An 18669-nucleotide genomic window follows, 5' to 3' on the forward strand; every position below is an offset into this window, starting at 1 on the left:
GAAAAAAACAGGGGGGAGTGCGGGATGAAAAAAGACTGGTGGAAGGATGCAGTCGTTTATCAAATATATCCAAGAAGTTTTCAGGACAGTAATGGAGATGGGATCGGGGATTTGCGGGGAATGATTTCCCGGCTGGACTACATAAAGGAGCTTGGGGCAGATGTGATTTGGATATGTCCCATCTACCCTTCTCCAAATGTTGATTACGGTTATGATGTGACTGACCATAAGACGATTATGGAGTCTTACGGCACGATGGAGGATTTTCATGATCTGCTTGACGAGGTGCATCAGCGCGGCTTAAAGCTTGTCATGGATTTTGTCCTAAATCACACCTCAGTCGAGCATCCGTGGTTTAAAGAAGCGGAGCTGGACAAAAACAGCAAGTACCGCAGTTATTACTTTTGGCGCCCCGGAACCGAAGATGGCCCGCCGACAGACTGGGTGTCAGACTACGGACGTCCTGTTTGGCAATATGAGGAGCACACTGGCGAATATTATCTGCACATGAATGCCGTCAAACAAGCTGATTTAAACTGGGAAAACCCTGACGTTCGCCAAGCGGTATATGACATGATGAAGTTTTGGCTCGATAAAGGGGTCGACGGCTTGCGTATAGACCAGCTTCATCTGATCTCAAAGAAAGAGTTCCTTCCTTCACATGAGGACTACGTCAATCAGTGTGCAGAACCGAAACCCTTCCAGCCGAACGGCGAACGCATCCATGACTATTTAAAAGAGATGACAGACGAAGTATTTTCACAATACGATGTCATGTCGGTCGGTGAGGTTGGCTCTGTCACACCGGAGGAAGGCTTGACATATACGGGAACGGATAAGCATGAACTGAATATGATTTTTCACTTTCAGCATATGGAGCTTGACCAGCAGCCGGGAAAAGAACATTGGGATCTGAAGCCCCTAAAGCTTTCTGATTTAAAATCTGTATTAACAAAGTGGCAGAAGACGCTTGAACATAAAGGCTGGAATACTCTGTTTTGGTGCAACCACGACCAGCCGCGGATCGTTTCCCGTTTCGGAGATGAAGGGAGATATCGCAAAGAGTCTGCGAAAATGCTTGCCACTGTCCTTTATTTTATGAAAGGCACGCCGTATATTTATCAAGGAGAAGAAATCGGCATGACAAACGCGCCGTTTACGAGAATTGAGGACTACAAAGATATCCAAACGATTAATATGTATCATAAACGGGTGTTTGAGAACGGCTATGATCCTGAAGAAGTGATGACTTCTATCTTGGCCAAAAGCCGGGATCACGCCCGGACGCCGATGCAATGGAGCAGCGGGAAGAATGCCGGATTCACGGACGGAACGCCATGGCTGAAGGTCAATCCGAACTATGCATCCATCAATGCCGAGGAAGCGGAAGCAGACCCAGATTCCATTTTAGCCTATTACAAAAAGGTGATCAGCCTGAGAAAGCAGTATGCAGATCTCATAAAAGGAAGCTACGATCTCTTGCTCCCAGATGATCCGCAGCTGTTTGTATACGTCAGAGAGAACGGCCGGCAAAAGCTTTTGGCGGTGAATAATTTTTCAAAAGAGCAGGCTGTATTCCAATGGCCGGAGTGCTGCAGCAAGGATCAGGCGTCCCTTTTACTCAGCAATTATAAAAACAACGGTGATATTGCTGATGAAATGGTGTTTCAGCCTTACGAGAGCAGAGTATATCTTTTGAACACAAGAGAATAAGAAGTCAGCCCGGCGCAGTTTGCCGGGTTTTTCAGTACATATATCCGCGCTGCACGCGGGAAAAATAAAAACATAGCGTCAACATAAAATTAATCTTGCAAAACGTAATGACTTCGGTTTATTATTATTAAGGATTACAAAATCGTTATCATTTTGATTTAAAGTCATTGTGAAAAAGAGGGGATATCGTTATGTTTAAAAAATGGAGCGGTTTGTTTGTGATTGCAGCGTGCTTCTTATTGGTCGCGGCATGCGGCAACTCATCAACGAAAGGGTCAGCGGATTCAAAGAGTGATAAACTGCACATTGTCACGACGTTCTACCCGATGTATGAATTTACGAAACAAATTGTGAAAGATAAGGGCGATGTGGATCTTTTAATTCCGTCTTCTGTCGAACCGCACGACTGGGAGCCGACGCCGAAGGATATTGCAAGTATTCAGGACGCAGATTTGTTCGTTTATAATAGCGAATACATGGAAACTTGGGTTCCTTCAACTGAAAAAAGCATGGGCCAAGATCATGCGGTTTTCGTAAATGCGAGCAAGGGCATCGATTTAATGGAGGGCTCTGAAGAAGAACACGAACATGAACATGAACATGAACACGGAGATCACGAAGAGCATGAACACAGCCATGAAATGGACCCTCATGTATGGCTCAGCCCTGTTTTAGCGCAAAAGGAAGTTGAAAATATTACTGCGCAAATCGTGAAGCAAGACCCGGATAACAAAGAATACTATGAGAAAAATAGTAAAGAATATATTGCAAAACTGCAGGATCTTGATAAACTATATCGTACAACCGTAAAAAAAGCGGCGAAGAAAGAATTTATCACACAGCACACAGCTTTTGGCTATTTGGCAAAAGAATACGGCCTGACTCAGGTTCCGATTGCGGGGCTTTCTCCTGAACAAGAGCCGAGTGCAGCTGACTTAGCAAAACTGAAAACGTATGCGAAAGAGCATGACGTGAACATTATATATTTTGAAGAAATTGCATCCTCCAAGGTTGCAGATACACTGGCCAGTGAAATCGGCGCGAAAACAGAAGTGCTGAATACGCTGGAAGGCTTAAGCAAAGAAGAACAGGATAAAGGTATAGGGTACATCGACATCATGAAGCAAAACCTCGATGCCCTGAAAGATTCACTATTGGATAAATAAAAAGATAGTGTGCGCCGGAGGGTGCACACTATTTCTTTGTGAGAAAGGAAGATTGACATGAATCTCGTCTCATTGAAAGATATCGTTTTTGGCTATTCCCACACGCCTGTGTTGGATAAAGTATCTCTTGATATTGAAAGCGGCGAGTTTGTCGGCATCACAGGTCCAAACGGCGCTTCTAAATCAACGCTGATAAAAGTGATGCTCGGCATGCTGAAACCGTGGGAAGGCAAGGTAACAATCAGTAAAAAGAATGCAGAAGGAAAACGTCTGACTATAGGGTATGTCCCGCAGCAAATTTCTTCATTTAATGCAGGTTTTCCGAGCACCGTGCTTGAGCTTGTCCAATCCGGCCGGTACACAAAAGGGAAATGGTTTAAACGTTTGAATGAAGAAGATCATATCGAAGTAGAAAAAGCCCTGAAAATGGTGGAAATGTGGGAGCTTCGCCACCGGAAAATCGGTGACTTGTCGGGCGGCCAGAAACAGAAAATCTGTATTGCCAGAATGCTTGCCAGCAATCCCGATCTCTTAATGCTGGACGAACCGACGACAGCGGTTGATTATGACAGCAGAAAAGGGTTTTACGAATTCATGCACCACTTGGTGAAAAATCACAATCGCACAGTTGTGATGGTCACTCATGAACAAAATGAAGTACAGCAATTTTTAGATAAAGTGATTCGATTAGAGAGAGGAGAAAAAGGCGGATGGAAATGTTTGACTTGGAATTCATGCGACGAGCTTTTCTAGCAGGCGGCATGATCGCCATCATGGCCCCGATTTTAGGGGTATATCTTGTGCTTAGAAGGCAGGCCTTAATGGCTGACACACTCTCGCATATTTCACTGTCGGGTGTTGCCATCGGCTTTTTCCTCAGCACCAATATTACCGCGGCGAGCATAGTCGTTGTGACCGTCGGCGCGGTCGGAATTGAATACATGCGGCGGGCATACCGGACATACTCGGAAGTGTCCATTGCCATCTTAATGGCGGCGGGTTTGTCCTTCGCGATGTTTTTAATCAGCCTTTCGAAAGGCGCCGCCAATATGAGCATTGATCAGTACTTATTCGGGTCGCTCGTGACGGTTAACCAGCAGCAGGTCTATATTATCGGCATCATTACATTGTTGATCCTGCTCTATTTTATCGTGCTGAAAAGGCCGCTCTATCTGCTGACATTTGATGAAGCAACAGCCAAAACGTCCGGAATCAATACAAACATTCTGTCGATGTCATTCAGCATTGTCACTGGTCTTGCGATCTCAGTTATTATTCCGATTATCGGCGTACTGCTCGTATCGGCACTGCTCGTATTGCCGGCAGCTTTCGCCATTAGAATCGCAAAAGGCTTTAACATGGTATTTATGTCAGCCATACTCATTTCCTTATTCAGTGTATTTATGGGACTGACGTCATCTTATCAGCTCGGCACACCGCCAGGGCCTTCCATTACCCTGCTGTTAATTGTTCTGCTCCTGATCGGATTTGCAGTTCAGGGGATATGGACGTTTATCAAAAAAGAAACCCAGCGTAAAAAAGGGCACAGATAAAAATAAAAAGCAGTTTTTCCTTTGGGAAAAACTGCTTTTTTTATAGAAATAACCCGGCAAGACGTTCATATGATTCTTTTTTCGCCTCAAAATCAAACACATTGCAAAGAACCATAATTTCATTTGTTTCATAGCGGTCCGCCAGCTCTAGAAGCTGCTGTTTTACAGTGCTTGGAGAACCGATGACCATGCGCTTTCTGTTTTCTCGTATTTGGTTTTTATCTGATTCAGTATAGTGGTATGCTTTCGCTTCCTCAATGCTTGGCACCCTGCTGTCCAAGCCTTTCCCGACGCGAAGAAGCCACAAATCCTGGCTTAACGCGAGCTCCTCTGCCTCTTCATCTGTTTTTGCGCAAATGACAAAGATCGTAAACAGTGCGGCCGGAGATGTGAAATGGGCTGATGGCTGAAAGTTTTCACGATAGATACGAAACGCGCTTTCCCCTCGTTCAGGGCTGATAAAATGCCCAAACACATATCCGATTCCCTGATGGGCCGCTCGCCTTGCGCTGTTCTCCCCTAATCCAAGCACCCAAAGCTCCGGTGCTGTGTCAATAAGAGGAGCCGCTTTGATCCCGGCATACGGATGCCCGGCGGGAAGCGAATCGGTCAGAAAATAAGAGACATCCTGAAGCTGTCTGTTAAAATCGGTTAAGCTTTTTTTGATGCCGTCGGTTAGTGCGAGCCGGGTTTTCGTCGTTCCGCCCGGCGAACGCCCGAGACCAAGGTCAATCCGGTTCGGATACAAGGCCTCAAGCTGGCGAAAGGTCTCGGCCACCTTAAACGGGCTGTACTGAGGCAGAAGCACACCGCCAGACCCGACACGAATCTTGTTTGTGTGAGCCGCGATACGGGCGATCATAATTTCCGGTGCCGTGCTTGCCAGTCCTTTCGTGCTGTGGTGTTCGGCAAACCAATAACGCTTATAGCCCCATTCTTCACTTCGTCCGGCCAGCTCGACCGAATGCTGAAGGGTTGTCACGGGGCTTTCTCCTTTAGAAACAGGTGCCTGATCAAGTATGCTTAAATGAATCAAAAGGCCGCTTCCTTTCCGTTGCTTTTTAGAATGTGATACAAGAATAGGCAAAATGACTCGCTCACGTCAAATGGTTTGTTTGAGATCCGCCATTCATATGATTTGCAAAACATATATCAAATATGGGAGATTTTTTTCGAGGATTTTCGTCAATTATTCTTAACTTTTACGAAACTTTGATATAATAAAAAACGTATATATTAATAATTTACGGCATACTCAAGTTACGTTTGTACGTAAAAATAAATGTGACTATATTCACATTTCGATGATTAGGAGTGAATCGTGTGGCAATTTCTTTAGAAAAAGGTCAGCGAATTGATTTAACAAAAGGAAAAGCGGGTCTGTCAAAATTGATGGTCGGTCTCGGCTGGGACCCGGTTTCATCAGGCGGCGGCTTTTTTGGAAAGCTGCTCGGCGGAGGCGGACCAAATATTGACTGTGACGCATCAGTGCTGATGCTGGAAAACGGCAAATTCACTGATAAGAAAAATGTCATTTATTTTGGAAACCTGAAAAGCCGCTGCGGCAGTGTCAAGCACACAGGTGACAACCTGACAGGCGACGGAGCGGGCGATGATGAGCAGATTTTAATTGATTTGGCGAAAGTGCCTGCCAACATTAATAAGCTTGTATTTGTTGTGAATATTTATGATTGCGTGAGAAGAAAACAGGATTTCGGCATGATTCAAAATGCTTTTATCCGTGTTGTTGATCAATCGAATCATGAAGAAATGCTCAAATACAATTTGAAAGACAATTATGCAGGCAGGACAAGCCTGATTACCGCTGAAATCTACCGCCAGGACGGCGAATGGAAATTCGCGGCGGTCGGCGAAGGCACAAACGATACGAGATTAGAAGATATTGTCAACCGGTACGTATAAAAGAAAAAGGAGTGGATGAAACATGGCAATTTCATTGGCAAAAGGACAAAAAGTAGATTTAACAAAAACAAATCCGGGTCTTTCAAAGGTTGTTGTCGGTTTAGGCTGGGATACGAATAAGTATGACGGCGGTCATGACTTTGACCTTGACTCAAGTGTATTTCTTTTAGATGCGTCTGGAAAATGCGCAAGTCAAAATGATTTTATTTTCTATAACCAGCTTGAAGGCGGAAACGGTTCAGTTGTTCATTCAGGCGATAACCTGACAGGTCTTGGCGAGGGTGATGACGAGAATGTAAAAGTCAATCTCAGCGCCGTACCTGCGAATATCGACAAAATCTCATTTGTTATCACGATTCACGAAGCGGAAGCGCGCAGCCAAAACTTTGGACAAGTGTCAAACGCGTTTGTACGCATTGTCAATGAAGAAACAAATGAAGAGCTTATTCGTTACGATCTTGCGGAAGATTTCTCTATTGAAACGGCAATTATCGCTGGAGAGCTTTACAGACACAACGGCGAATGGAAATTCTCTGCTATCGGCTCAGGCTACCAAGGCGGTCTTGCCCGCATCGCAACAGACTACGGCTTGCAAGTCGGTTAAGACATATTACGAAGAGCAGAAAGGAGAGAGGCAGTATGGCCATTCAATTAGCAAAAGGACAGCGTGTTGACTTAACGAAAACAAACCCGGGACTCACAAAAGCGGTGATCGGTTTAGGATGGGATACAAATAAGTACTCAGGCGGACACGATTTTGACCTGGATGCTTCAGCCTTTTTAGTGGATGCGCATGATAACTGTGTGAATGATCTCGATTTCGTCTTCTATAATAACCTTGAGCACCCGAGCGGCGGTGTCATCCATACGGGTGACAACCGCACCGGTGAAGGCGACGGAGATGATGAGCAGATCATCGTTGATTTTTCAAAAATCCCTGCTCACATTGAGAAAATCGGCATCACAGTTACAATTCATGACGCGGAAGCACGCAGCCAAAACTTTGGACAAGTGTCAAACGCGTTTGTACGCGTTGCAGATGAAGAGACTCAAAATGAGCTTCTTCGCTTCGATTTGGGAGAAGATTTCTCCATTGAAACAGCCGTTGTCGTATGTGAGCTGTACAGACACGGAAACGAGTGGAAGTTCAATGCGATCGGCAGCGGTTTTTCCGGCGGCCTTGCTTCATTATGCCGGAACTACGGTTTGCAGGTGTAAGCGAGTGACAAATAAAGCAGTCACCGTTTTCAATTAATAGGAGGAAAAAACTTGGAATTTTTACATCACATCATGTCTACGTATGCTTCATTTTTCGATTGGAAAATGTGGGGGGAAGTTCTGACTGATCCGGTTTCTTGGGGTCTGATCGGTTCCCTTGTTGTGCTGGAAGGCCTTTTATCGGCCGATAATGCGTTAGTTCTTGCAGTTATGGTGAAACATCTTCCGGAAAAACAGCGTAAAAAAGCGTTAACGTATGGTTTATTCGGAGCGTACATTTTCCGATTTATATTCATCGGACTCGGTATGCTTCTCATTAAATTCTGGTGGATCAAAGTGCTTGGCGCGCTTTACCTGGCTTGGCTCGTCATTAAGCACTTCTGGATCGGCGAAAAAGAAGAGGAAGCAGACGGTATTAAGAAAAACTCTTGGATGGTCCGTACATTCGGTATCTTCTGGGCAACTGTTATTTCAGTTGAGCTGATGGACCTTGCCTTTTCTGTGGACAGCATCTTGGCCGCGTTTGCGGTGTCTGAAAAAGTATGGGTTCTTTTGATCGGCGGTATGCTGGGTATTTTAATGATGCGTACAGTCGCAAAAGTATTCCTTGTGCTGATCGATAAAATCCCTGAGCTTGAAAACACAGCATTCGTGTTAATCGGAATTATCGCGCTGAAAATGGCAGGGAGCGCTTTCCATTATGAAATGCCGCATTCTGTATTCTTCATTATCATTATCGCTGCATTTGCGGTAACATTTATCATTCACTATATCAACAAACAAAAGCAGGTGCGCGAACAAACAGCTGCGTCAAAAGAAGAATAAAACAAAACAAGGAGGGAGTTTCATGTCCTTCCTTTTTTGTTACAGAAAAGAGGGTGACTGGTTTGCGGTATTTCCACTATTTATCAGCGCGTCAAGAAGAGCATGTATTTTATCAAGTGCCGAAACAGGTCACGAAAGAGGCGCCTAAAAAATGGCTTGAACAAGCGCTGGGAGCCCTATTATATATGCCTGCAACCCGCCACGACATAGCCGCTATGATTACTGAACAAAAGTACGAGGATCTAACGTCCGTTGTTTTCTGCTTAGAGGATGCGATTGGGGATCATGAAGTCGAGCAGGCTGAACATAATCTCAATATTCAGCTTGAGCGCATAGAACAGGCGATTCAGCAAAACAAAATAGAACCGGATAATCTTCCGCTCATGTTTGTAAGGGTGCGTTCTCCGAAGCAGCTGCAGGAGCTGGCGGGCCGCTTGAAGCGCTTTCTTCATTTGTTAACCGGTTTTGTGTTTCCGAAATGTTCGGGAGTGAACGCCCGTGACTATGCGGAAACGCTGGAAAACATCTCTCGCGATAGGAGAGCGCCGATTTATGGAATGCCGATTTTAGAAACGCCCGATTTGCTTTCTAAAGAGACGCGGCCGGAGGCTTTCGGAGAGCTGAGTGCGGTTCTGCATCAATATCAGGACTTGATTTTAAATGTGCGAATCGGTGCGACTGATTTGTGCGGGTTATACGGCATCCGGAGAAAGCCGGGGCAAACCATCTATGATATTCGCCTGATTTCCGATTTTATGGCGGATGTCATCAATTATTTCGGCAGGACGTTTGTCGTTTCTGGATCGGTCTGGGAATATTTCCAGACAGCGCAAAAGCCTCACCTTCTGTCAGCGCACCAGCCTTCTGAGCTGAATGAGCATGTCAAAGGTTTGGTGAAGGAAACAGAGCTTGATATCGCTAACGGGATTCACGGGAAAACGGTCATTCACCCGTCTCAGCTTAAAGCGGTAAACAGCCTGTATGTTGTATCAAAGGAAGACTATATGGATGCGTTAAGCATTATTCATCACGGAAACGGTTCAATCGGTGTGATGAAAAGCCATTTTTCCAACAAAATGAATGAGATGAAGCCCCATATGAAATGGGCTGAGAACATCATAATAAAATCAGAAATCTATGGGGTGTATCATGAAAACCGATCTTTCTCCGATTTGCTCAACGAACAGCAAAACACTTCAAATATTGGACAATATGGCGGTTGACCTGTCGGTCACTGACAATCCGCTTTCTATTCCGGAGCAAGTCTTATTTGAAATGGCGGCGCGTGTAAACAAAAAAAGGGGTTTTTTATTTGTCAGCAAAGTGCTGGGAAAGCATATTCCAGTTCATCCGCTGAAGCCGCTTTTGGCGTCAGGGCTGCTTGCTTTGGAGTACGCTGAACGAAAAACGGGCCGTGAGCTGAAGGAGAAGGCCGACATTCTGAACGGTTTTCTTTCAGGAACGGACAGCGGGCTTCGGGCTGCTTATCGAACGTTGCAAAAGCAGCGTATTGCACTAGAGGAGGCGCCGCTTGTGATCGGGTTTGCGGAAACGGCGACAGCCCTTGGACACGCGGTTTATGACTGCATTGAGAATGCGTCGTATGTCCATACAACACGTGAACTGATACGGAACAACGAGCCTTCCATTACCTTTGTCGAGGAGCACTCCCATGCGACCGACCAGCTATGCTATGCGGAACCTCATATGATCAACAACGATTGCCCGGTGATTCTCGTGGATGATGAAATCACGACAGGAAAAACCGCACTGCATATCATTCGGGATATACAATCGAAGTTCCCCCGCAAAGAATACGCTGTTTTGTCTTTATTGGATTGGCGCACTGAGGAGCACAAACAAGCTTATGCTGAAGCGGAACGGGAATTAGGGGTTACCATATCAACAACAGCTTTACTGTCTGGGCGCATTTCCTTTAAAGGAGAGCTTTTGTCAGAGTCCTCCTATGATTACAGACCGAAGCCGCAGGAATCAGCAATAAACAGAACAGACATCGACTTGTCCGGCTTCTTTGCATCCTTACCTTATCAGCCGGCCATATTCGCAGACGAGCATTTTTATGTGAAGGAAACAGGGCGGTTTGGCTTAAAGGCGAGTGACAGGCAGGCGGTTCACGAGGCCTGCCGCCTAGCTGCGCAGCATGTGGAACAGTATCGGAAGGGGAGAAGAACGCTTGTGCTTGGAACGGGAGAGCTGATGTACATTCCTATGAAAATCGCAGCGCATCTTCAGGGCTCCATTTCCTATCACTCTACTACCCGCAGCCCGATTCACCCTGTTGTCAAAGCGGGCTATGCTGTGCAAAACGGTTATTCATTTATGAATCCCGAAGATGAGGCGGTTCGCCATTTTATCTATAACCTCCCCGCCGGAGCGTATGACGAGGTCTTTTTCTGTCTTGAAAAGACCGTTTCGGATGAGGCGTTACAGCCAATTTTTCATATATTCAAAGAAAAAGAAGTGCCGCATATCCACATTGTAACCCTTTCACGAAAGGTGTGATCTGAATTGACTGAGATAATTGACCAGATTGGGAGCTATCCGAAGGAGGATGTCACCTTTCTATTAAAAGATTTGTCCGCTGTTTCGATTGAAAAAAGCACGGAAGAACGGGAACGCTCGATCCAAAGCGGCACCCATTACTCAGAGATGCTGCCGATCGAATATAAGCCGACAGATGAATATATGAAACTGTTTTATGCCTCGCTTGAAGATAGTAAACAGAAGGTTGCGTTAGCGGCCGGAGCTGTAGCGGAGCAGCTTTTCGCCAAACACGGTGAGCATATGGTTTTGTGCAGTCTGGCAAGGGCGGGCACGCCGATCGGTGTATTGATCAAACGGTACATCAAGATGAAGTATCACGTCTCAGTTCCGCACTACAGCATATCGATTATTCGGGACAGGGGAATTGATGAAAACGCCTTGCAGTATATGCTGAAGCATCATCCAGACGGAAAAATCGCCTTTATCGACGGCTGGACAGGCAAAGGCGCTATTACTAAAGAACTGAATCGATCCATCGAACAGTTTAACCAGCGCTGGAATACGAGACTTTCCTCAGAAATTGCGGTGCTTGCCGATCCGGGTGATTGCGCGGACATCTACGGAACGAAGGAGGATTTTCTGATTCCGAGTGCCTGCTTGAACTCTACGGTCTCGGGTCTTGTCAGCCGCACGGTCTTAAATGAAAAATGGATCGGGCCGGATGATTTTCACGGGGCGAAATATTACCGTGAGCTGAGCGAAGAGGATGTTTCTGTATTCTATATTGAAACGATAGCCGAGCAATTTCCGTCTATTTTTAAAGAAGCAGAACGTCTGGCGATTGGCTTGCAGCGCGTACGTATGAAACCGGCTTGGGACGGCTTGGCTTCCATTGAGACGATCCGAAAGCAATTTGGCATCAGCAATACGAACCTGATTAAACCTGGTGTCGGAGAAACGACCCGTGTGCTTCTTCGCAGAGTGCCTTGGAAAATACTGATTCAGCCTGGCGCTGAAGAAACGCTGAAACATATTCTTTTACTGGCAAAGGATCGGGGAGTGCCTGTAGAAGAATACGAGAACATGTCTTACAGCTGCTGCGGGCTGATTCGTCCGGCGGAGAAAAGCCTATGAACGCGTTTGCCAGCGATTTAGACAGAACATTAATTTATTCAAGGCACATGATCGGCACGCCCGATAAGGAAGCCGGGATTGAGCTGATTGAAACATTAAATGGGCGGGAGCTTTCCTATATTTCCTCAGCCGTAAAAGAGCACTTAAATCAGATTCAGAAGGATCACTATTTTATCCCCGTCACCACGCGTACAAACGAACAGTATAAGAGAATCGGATGTTTCCAGCAGGACATTGTGCCGGAATATGCGGTGACAACAAATGGCGGGTGCATCTTAAAAGACGGCGAGCCTCTGAAAGAGTGGGACGAGCTGATGAAAGAGGAGCTGGCGTCGTGTCTGCCGATCGAGGCCATACTGAGGGAAATCGCAGGTCTCTCTTTATCAGAGGCGGTAAAAAGAACCCGAATCGCCCATCACTATTTCGTGTATCTCATTTTACATGAGGAAAAAATACCGTATATCGATATATCCGCTGTGAAAGAGTGGGGCGCCGATAAGGGCTGGCAAGTATCTCTGCAGGGGCGGAAGCTTTACTTTATTCCCAATCCGCTTAATAAGTGGAAAGCAGTTGAATACCTGAAATCCAGGCTCTCTCTTGATGAAATCTATACGGCTGGAGACTCGCTGCTTGATCTTGAACTGATCCGGGAAGCCGATTTTGGCATCGCACCCGCGCACGGAGAGGTATTGAGTCACGATCCGGAACTACGCAAAACAATTGCAAGCGGCATGCTGGCGGGTGAAGAAATCACAGCGTCAGTTTTATTGCAAATATCCAAATTAAAACACGTGTAATATACACAAACAAACCAGAAAGGAGGATATGATGAGACAAGAAGAGCTAATCATTCATAAAGCTGTTCCGGCCGATGGTGATTGGAAAAGCATGCTGTTTCAGCCATTGCCGGAGCGGGATCACTATGAGAATGAACAAGGTCTTGCTTTTTCGAGGCTTGCCGTGCAAATACTGGGCACGCCCATTGATGAGACCGACTACTTTAACGAGCTGTATGAACTTTCTGTAAACGATCATATTTATGTCCTGAGCGAAACACTTGATAAAACAATTGCACCCGAAACCTTTCAGGCGCTTCAGCATATTCATTCCATCAACCAGAAGGAAAAAGGCCTTTCGGTCAGCCGCTTTGTCGCCTTTCTGGACGGGGAACAGCTGATTGCGAAGCATTCCAATTCATTGTTGCACCGCCATTTAAGAAAAGCACTGATGACGCTTTTACATACCTTTGCCGAAAATCATGAGCAGGGGCTGAATCATCCTGATTTTCGCAGAGTGCTTCTTGATGTTTCAAAGTTTTCCTTGAACCACCTGAATCCTTGGCTGGAAAAAGCCGATATAGAGCGGGAGATGCCGAAGGTGGTCTGGTATGGAGACGCGACGAAAAGCCAGCTGTATTTCTTATATTATTTGATGCTTGTCGGCTGTGATGTTCTATTGTTCCATCCGGCGGGAACCGATCAGCTGACGCTCGTTGACCCTAAGCAGGAGCTAAGCTTCACGGAAAAGCTTCCGGATGTTTCAGATCTTCAGCCATTCCCGAAAGAAAAACCTGACCGTAAATCAACGGTGGCGTATCGATCGACAAAGGAAATTGAGCATGTGCTGAATCACGAGGAATCCATGCTGTACAAGCCTTGGCAGTTCAGAGACCACACACCGGTTTCCGTGACGCTGAAAACGACCTATGATGAACTGTTTTTAATTGCGAAAGAACGTGCGTTTATTCGCCCGAATTTCAAAGCCGATAAACATTCGATCGATATTCCGAATGTGTTTGCCAAAATTATGGGTGTGTCGAAGGACAATAAAGAATATTGGAACAGACTTCATACAATGGCGGACTATCCAGAAACGGAGATGGTTCGAAGCTTTCCGTTAACAGAAGAAATCAAATCAAACTATCAATTTCATTACAGCCACGCGCTTGATCATGAAGGAAACATCGATCCGGACAAGCTGATCGCAAGCAATGTGTGGCAGTACAAACAGCTTCCGGCAGGCATTCAGACCGCGATCGCCAAAACGATCTCGAGAATGTGCAGACACCCGCGGCTGAAGGCATTGCAGCAGGAACAGGTCAAGGATGTTCAGATCTACTTGTTTAAACAAACAACAAACCTTCCTGCTAACCTGCTGAAATTGATTCAAATGTTCGACTATGCGCAGACTGTTCCGAAACTGGTGCTGTATCATACGGAAATGAACGGTGAGCTCACACGATCAGACGCCGCAGCCCTGCTGTTTTTAAATGAAATCGGCATTGATATCGTCATTTATAATCCTCCCGGACATCAAGACATTGAGCATTATATTGAAGAGGATCAGTATGATATCCACTGGCTGGACGACATGGTGTTTCAGCAGGACTATAAAGAGCCTTCGCTCGTGAAAAGGCTGTTCAGAACGATTACCCAAAAGTAAGGAGAGAAGAAAAGCATGACAACAGAAAATCAAAATCCGCTTGTTCTCGATAAAAACGAAGAAATTTCTCAGCAAAAGGCAGACGATATCCGCCTGCAGCTCCGCCAGGAACCAGAGGTGCAGCGCCTCGCCCAGCAAATTGACGTGAAAAACCAAATGGAGCTGCTGGAGTATGGAAAGGAGCCGGCTGTTGAAATTTCCAAGTTCTCTGACCGCATCTTGGGAATGATGAAAACAACAAGCGTGACAGACTCAGGCACAATGCTGACTCAGCTTGGAAAAATCATGGACCGCTTTGACAAAAATGATTTTGACGAGCCCAAGGGACTGATGGCCAAAATCTTCAAACGCGGCGGCAGCATGATTGAGAAAATCTTTAAAAAGTACCAGACGCTCGGCGGAGAAATTGAAAAAATCAACGTTGAGATTTCCAAATATAAAGATGAGATGACAAAAACAAACTACACGCTCGATGAAATGTATGAAAACAATATCAACTACTACATGGAGCTTGAAAAATACGTTGTTGCCGGTCAAATGAAGCTGGAAGAGATGCAGTCAATCCTACCTTCATATGAAGAAAAAGCGGCAAGCGGAAACCAGCTTGCGCAAATGCAGCTCGATACGCTGCGCAACGGCATTCAGGCGCTTGAGGAACGCGTGTATGATCTTGATATGGCGCGAATGGTGGCGCTTCAAACCGCACCGCAGATCCGACTGCTCCAGCGCGGTAATGCTAAGCTGATTGGGAAAATTAACTCCGCTTTTATCATCACCATTCCGATTTTCAAAAACGGCATTATTCAGGCTGTTACGGTGAAACGCCAAAAGCTTGTGGCTGACTCTATGAGCGAGCTTGACCGCCGGACAAATGAGATGCTGAAACGCAATGCGGAGAACATCTCGAACCAGAGTGTTGAAATTGCCAGAATGGCCGGCAGACCAAGCATTGATATAGAAACGATCGAATCCTCCTGGAACACGATTGTCAGCGGCATGCAGGAAACAAAACAAATCGAAGAAGAAAACAAACGCCTTCGGGAAGAGGGCGCAAGACGAATTGCCCAGCTGCAGGATAATATTAAAAAAGCAGCATTACAGCAATAAAAAGACCCCCGCTTGTGAATCATAAGCGGGGTTTTTGATTGACATCAATTAGGTAATGACAATGTGTAAAGACAGGTGTAAACTTAAACGGTAATCATTTTGCATATCAGAGGTGTTGGCTATGGGAAAACAACAGCCTATATCCCAGCGTAAGCTGCTGGGTGTCGCCGGTTTAGGGTGGCTGTTTGATGCAATGGATGTCGGAATATTATCGTTTATTATCACCGCGCTCCACGTGGAGTGGAATCTTTCGCCTGAAGAAATGAAATGGATCGGAAGCGTAAATTCCATCGGCATGGCTGTGGGTGCGTTTTTGTTTGGATTGCTGGCTGATCGAATCGGCCGCAAAAAAGTATTTATCATTACTCTTTTATGCTTTTCAATCGGAAGCGGTATATCAGCTTTCGTCACAAGCTTATCGGCATTTCTCATTCTGCGTTTTGTAATTGGGATGGGACTTGGCGGCGAACTGCCTGTCGCTTCAACGCTTGTTTCGGAAGCGGTTGTGCCTGAAAAGCGGGGCCGGGTCATTGTGCTTCTCGAAAGCTTTTGGGCTGTGGGCTGGCTGGCAGCGGCGCTTATTTCTTATTTTGTCATTCCAAGCTTCGGCTGGCAGGCGGCTTTGCTTTTAACCGCACTGTCGGCATTTTATGCGCTGTACTTGCGGACAGGATTGCCTGATTCGCCAAAGTACGAATCGCTTTCTATGAAAAAGAAATCGGTGTGGGAGAACGTGAAAAGCGTTTGGGCGAAACAGTATGTACGGCCGACGGTAATGCTGTCGATCGTCTGGTTCTGCGTTGTCTTTTCTTATTATGGGATGTTTTTGTGGCTGCCGAGTGTGATGCTGTTAAAAGGGTTCAGCATGATTCAAAGCTTTGAATATGTTCTGCTGATGACGCTTGCTCAGCTTCCGGGCTATTTTTCGGCTGCGTGGCTGATCGAAAAGGCGGGCCGGAAATGGATACTGGTTATTTATTTGATCGGAACAGCGGGAAGCGCGTATTTCTTCGGAACGGCAGATTCCTTAGGTCTGCTGCTGACGGCTGGAATGCTGTTGTCCTTCTTTAATCTTGGCGCGTGGGGCGTGCTGTATGCCTATACACCGGAGCAATACCCAACATCGATTCGCGCGACAGGTTCAGGAACCACAGCGGCGTTTGGAAGAATCGGCGGCATTTTCGGCCCGCTGCTCGTCGGAACACTCGCCGCCCGCCATATTTCATTTTCAGTGATTTTTTCAATCTTTTGCATTGCCATTTTACTGGCGGTCGCGTGTATTTTGATTATGGGAAAAGAAACGAAACAAACTGAGCTTGAATAACAAAAGCACCTCATCATGAGGTGCTTTTTACATGGAAACCGGCAGCTTGCGGTTTGTTTTTTCTGCTTGTTTGATAAAGGGCCATAGACAGGACAAATAAAATCGCCGTAAACGCCGTGACAGCCCCAAAATGATGCGTGTTTTGATATAAGAGTCCGGCAAGGCATGTGCCGACAGTGGTTCCTGCATACATAGCCGCATTGGAAAGAGATGCAATCGTTCCGCGCGCGTTCGGTGATATGGATTGGAATATCCCCATCATTAACGGAAAAATGATCCCCGCTATAAAGAAAGTCAGAAAAAAGCTGGTTTCTACAATAAATAAGGTAGGGAAGAAAGGAAGAGAAAAATAGAGCGCGCCCATCAGCAGCATGCCGCTGATTAATGTCTTAAACGTTCCGAGCTTTGATGCAATTTTGCTTCCTATAAGGCTTCCAAGCATATTTCCCAGCCCCAGTACAAGCATCGCGGCGCCGATTTGGGATACGGTTAGATGATAATCTGCAGAAAGCCAGGTGCCGAGAAAGCTGAACGTGGCGAAATTTCCTGTTTGAAAGAGAAAATAAGCAAGCAGGATCATCGATGTTTTTGGCAGTGAAAACAGCTCACGATAAGGGCTGACTATAGATGAACGGTGTGCTGCCGCTTCTGTAGGACGAATATCTGGCATGGCCGCCGCCAAAATGAACAGGAGAACCAGCGAGCCTGCTGACAGAACGAAAAAGGGCGTGTGCCAAGTGAAGGAAGCCAAAAATCCGCCGATCGGAAGCCCGAGCATTTGTGAAGCCGCTAATCCTGCTGTTGCAATCCCCATGCTTTTTAACACTTTTGAGGCATGGACGATGACAGGGATGGATGCCCAAATTTGAGGCGTCACAAACGCGGCGCTGACACCGGCGGCAAAACGGAATGCACACATGGCGGCAAAGGAGGGAGCGATGCCGCATAAAAACGTGGAAAGGATAAAGCCCGCAAGCCCCGACAGCATCACTGTTTTCCGATTAAAGCGGTCAGAGATCGGACCGGCTGCCAAAGCAAACAGCGCATAACCGAGCGCATAAGCACTGACCATCCAGCCTGACAAATCAGTGGAGACATGGAATTGGTCCTGCAAAAGCGGGAGAAGCGGTGAGAGCAAAAAGGTATCTGTGCCGATGACAAACATTACACTGAAAAAAAGCCAAATAAGTTTCAATTTTAACACTCCTATAGTTTTATGATTTTAAAACTATGAGACAGATATGTATATAGAAAACCCTTTTTAGAGGGTCTCCAGAAAGCCAGGCAGGTATGTTTGAAAGGTGTCTTCACGCAGCCTGACATATTTTGTCCGTGAATCTTTTCGCGTTGCAGTCAATCCCGCTTCACGCAGCGTTTTGAAATGATAAGATGCTGTGGTTTTGACGATATTGCATTTTTCACCTACTTCACCGCAGCTGAGTTCTTTTCCGCTGTAATAAAGCGTACGAATAATTGCAAGCCTGGATTCGTCAGACAATGCTTTGAATATGTGAGCTCTGATATGGTCTTCTGATTGTTTCATAGTCATGAAACTATAATACATTACATAGAGATGAAAAAGCAACTTATTTTTCCAGTAAAGGAGCTTGAAGTCATAAGAGGAAGAAGGATTTTCGGTTCAATAAAAGCGTTTTCAATTTAAAAAAGGCTTAATTTTACCTGTAAAATACAATAATAAAGGAGGATTACCGAGTATTTAGAAGCATAAATAAGGTCTTGGGGTCACAGGGATGTTTAT

Annotated in this window: 18 protein-coding genes; 15 read left to right on the forward strand and 3 right to left on the reverse strand. The window is 45.8% G+C overall.

The window, feature by feature from the left end; genetic code table 11:
- Positions 1-24: 24 nt before the first annotated feature.
- From NYE43_RS01630 to znuB, 4 genes are all read left to right on the forward strand, one after another.
- Positions 25-1713, forward strand: coding sequence for a glycoside hydrolase family 13 protein (locus tag NYE43_RS01630; RefSeq protein WP_341060709.1), 1689 nt, complete (start codon positions 25-27; stop codon positions 1711-1713).
- 191 nt (positions 1714-1904) lie between these two features.
- On the forward strand, positions 1905-2879 hold the full coding sequence (locus NYE43_RS01635; RefSeq protein WP_185848323.1) for a metal ABC transporter substrate-binding protein: 975 nt from the start codon (positions 1905-1907) through the stop codon (positions 2877-2879).
- Between the two features lie 57 nt (positions 2880-2936).
- Positions 2937-3632 carry a zinc ABC transporter ATP-binding protein ZnuC gene (gene znuC / locus NYE43_RS01640; protein WP_024120122.1) on the forward strand — a complete coding sequence of 232 codons (696 nt, stop codon included), beginning with the start codon at positions 2937-2939 and terminating at the stop codon, positions 3630-3632.
- Positions 3590-4432: a zinc ABC transporter permease ZnuB gene (gene znuB / locus NYE43_RS01645; protein ID WP_024120123.1), complete on the forward strand. Its 843-nt coding sequence runs from the start codon at positions 3590-3592 to the stop codon at positions 4430-4432. The genes znuC and znuB overlap by 43 nt, the downstream gene beginning before the upstream one ends.
- A 40-nt stretch (positions 4433-4472) precedes the next feature.
- Here znuB and NYE43_RS01650 read toward each other — a convergent pair whose 3' ends face one another.
- On the reverse strand, positions 4473-5468 hold the full coding sequence (locus NYE43_RS01650) for an LLM class flavin-dependent oxidoreductase (protein ID WP_101860199.1): 996 nt from the start codon (positions 5466-5468) through the stop codon (positions 4473-4475).
- 287 nt (positions 5469-5755) lie between these two features.
- On the opposite strand from NYE43_RS01650, the gene NYE43_RS01655 reads away from it, so the two are divergent.
- The 11 genes from NYE43_RS01655 (at position 5756) to niaP (ending at position 16910) form a co-directional block, all read left to right on the forward strand.
- Complete coding sequence (locus tag NYE43_RS01655; protein ID WP_010332925.1) at positions 5756-6355, forward strand: TerD family protein; 600 nt, start codon at positions 5756-5758, stop codon at positions 6353-6355.
- A 22-nt stretch (positions 6356-6377) separates the two neighbouring features.
- On the forward strand, positions 6378-6959 hold the full coding sequence (locus tag NYE43_RS01660) for a TerD family protein (RefSeq protein ID WP_010332926.1): 582 nt from the start codon (positions 6378-6380) through the stop codon (positions 6957-6959).
- A gap of 35 nt (positions 6960-6994) precedes the next feature.
- Complete coding sequence (locus NYE43_RS01665; RefSeq protein ID WP_010332927.1) at positions 6995-7573, forward strand: TerD family protein; 579 nt, start codon at positions 6995-6997, stop codon at positions 7571-7573.
- Between the two features lie 51 nt (positions 7574-7624).
- Entirely contained in the window at positions 7625-8398 is a 774-nt protein-coding gene (locus tag NYE43_RS01670) for a TerC family protein (RefSeq protein ID WP_024120125.1), read from the forward strand.
- A 62-nt stretch (positions 8399-8460) separates the two neighbouring features.
- Complete coding sequence (locus NYE43_RS01675) at positions 8461-9621, forward strand: HpcH/HpaI aldolase/citrate lyase family protein (protein WP_185848322.1); 1161 nt, start codon at positions 8461-8463, stop codon at positions 9619-9621.
- Complete coding sequence (locus tag NYE43_RS01680; RefSeq protein ID WP_185848957.1) at positions 9611-10921, forward strand: phosphoribosyltransferase family protein; 1311 nt, start codon at positions 9611-9613, stop codon at positions 10919-10921. The genes NYE43_RS01675 and NYE43_RS01680 overlap by 11 nt, the downstream gene beginning before the upstream one ends.
- A gap of 6 nt (positions 10922-10927) precedes the next feature.
- A complete protein-coding gene (locus tag NYE43_RS01685; RefSeq protein WP_185848321.1) occupies positions 10928-12037 on the forward strand; it encodes a cysteine protease StiP family protein in 1110 nt (369 codons plus the stop codon).
- Positions 12034-12834 (forward strand): HAD family hydrolase, encoded by an 801-nt coding sequence (locus NYE43_RS01690; RefSeq protein ID WP_185848320.1) that lies wholly within the window; start codon positions 12034-12036, stop codon positions 12832-12834. The genes NYE43_RS01685 and NYE43_RS01690 overlap by 4 nt, the downstream gene beginning before the upstream one ends.
- A 31-nt stretch (positions 12835-12865) precedes the next feature.
- Entirely contained in the window at positions 12866-14479 is a 1614-nt protein-coding gene (locus tag NYE43_RS01695; RefSeq protein WP_185848319.1) for a YceG family protein, read from the forward strand.
- A 15-nt stretch (positions 14480-14494) separates the two neighbouring features.
- Positions 14495-15586, forward strand: coding sequence for a toxic anion resistance protein (locus tag NYE43_RS01700; protein ID WP_010332934.1), 1092 nt, complete (start codon positions 14495-14497; stop codon positions 15584-15586).
- A 121-nt stretch (positions 15587-15707) separates the two neighbouring features.
- Positions 15708-16910: a niacin permease NiaP gene (gene niaP / locus NYE43_RS01705; protein ID WP_185848318.1), complete on the forward strand. Its 1203-nt coding sequence runs from the start codon at positions 15708-15710 to the stop codon at positions 16908-16910.
- 13 nt (positions 16911-16923) lie between these two features.
- On the opposite strand, the gene NYE43_RS01710 is transcribed toward niaP, so the two are convergent.
- Together NYE43_RS01710 and NYE43_RS01715 are read right to left on the reverse strand one after the other, a co-directional pair.
- Complete coding sequence (locus tag NYE43_RS01710) at positions 16924-18105, reverse strand: MFS transporter (protein WP_341060720.1); 1182 nt, start codon at positions 18103-18105, stop codon at positions 16924-16926.
- A 66-nt stretch (positions 18106-18171) separates the two neighbouring features.
- Complete coding sequence (locus NYE43_RS01715) at positions 18172-18474, reverse strand: ArsR/SmtB family transcription factor (protein WP_081638228.1); 303 nt, start codon at positions 18472-18474, stop codon at positions 18172-18174.
- Between the last annotated feature and the right edge of the window lie 195 nt (positions 18475-18669).

It is taken from the genome of Bacillus sp. FSL R5-0434 (genome assembly GCF_038004745.1).
Taxonomy (GTDB): Bacteria; Bacillota; Bacilli; order Bacillales; family Bacillaceae; genus Bacillus; species Bacillus halotolerans.

What these genes read in the sequence shown, in the direction of transcription:
- NYE43_RS01630 (WP_341060709.1), top strand. Translation starts at nt 25, where the DNA reads ATGAAAAAAGACTGGTGGAAGGATGCAGTCGTTTATCAAATATATCCA.
- NYE43_RS01700 (WP_010332934.1), top strand. Translation starts at nt 14,495, where the DNA reads ATGACAACAGAAAATCAAAATCCGCTTGTTCTCGATAAAAACGAAGAA.
- NYE43_RS01715 (WP_081638228.1), bottom strand. Translation starts at nt 18,474, where the DNA reads ATGTATTATAGTTTCATGACTATGAAACAATCAGAAGACCATATCAGA.
- NYE43_RS01690 (WP_185848320.1), top strand. Translation starts at nt 12,034, where the DNA reads ATGAACGCGTTTGCCAGCGATTTAGACAGAACATTAATTTATTCAAGG.
- niaP (WP_185848318.1), top strand. Translation starts at nt 15,708, where the DNA reads ATGGGAAAACAACAGCCTATATCCCAGCGTAAGCTGCTGGGTGTCGCC.
- NYE43_RS01680 (WP_185848957.1), top strand. Translation starts at nt 9,611, where the DNA reads ATGGCGGTTGACCTGTCGGTCACTGACAATCCGCTTTCTATTCCGGAG.
- znuC (WP_024120122.1), top strand. Translation starts at nt 2,937, where the DNA reads ATGAATCTCGTCTCATTGAAAGATATCGTTTTTGGCTATTCCCACACG.
- znuB (WP_024120123.1), top strand. Translation starts at nt 3,590, where the DNA reads ATGGAAATGTTTGACTTGGAATTCATGCGACGAGCTTTTCTAGCAGGC.
- NYE43_RS01660 (WP_010332926.1), top strand. Translation starts at nt 6,378, where the DNA reads ATGGCAATTTCATTGGCAAAAGGACAAAAAGTAGATTTAACAAAAACA.
- NYE43_RS01695 (WP_185848319.1), top strand. Translation starts at nt 12,866, where the DNA reads ATGAGACAAGAAGAGCTAATCATTCATAAAGCTGTTCCGGCCGATGGT.
- NYE43_RS01665 (WP_010332927.1), top strand. Translation starts at nt 6,995, where the DNA reads ATGGCCATTCAATTAGCAAAAGGACAGCGTGTTGACTTAACGAAAACA.
- NYE43_RS01635 (WP_185848323.1), top strand. Translation starts at nt 1,905, where the DNA reads ATGTTTAAAAAATGGAGCGGTTTGTTTGTGATTGCAGCGTGCTTCTTA.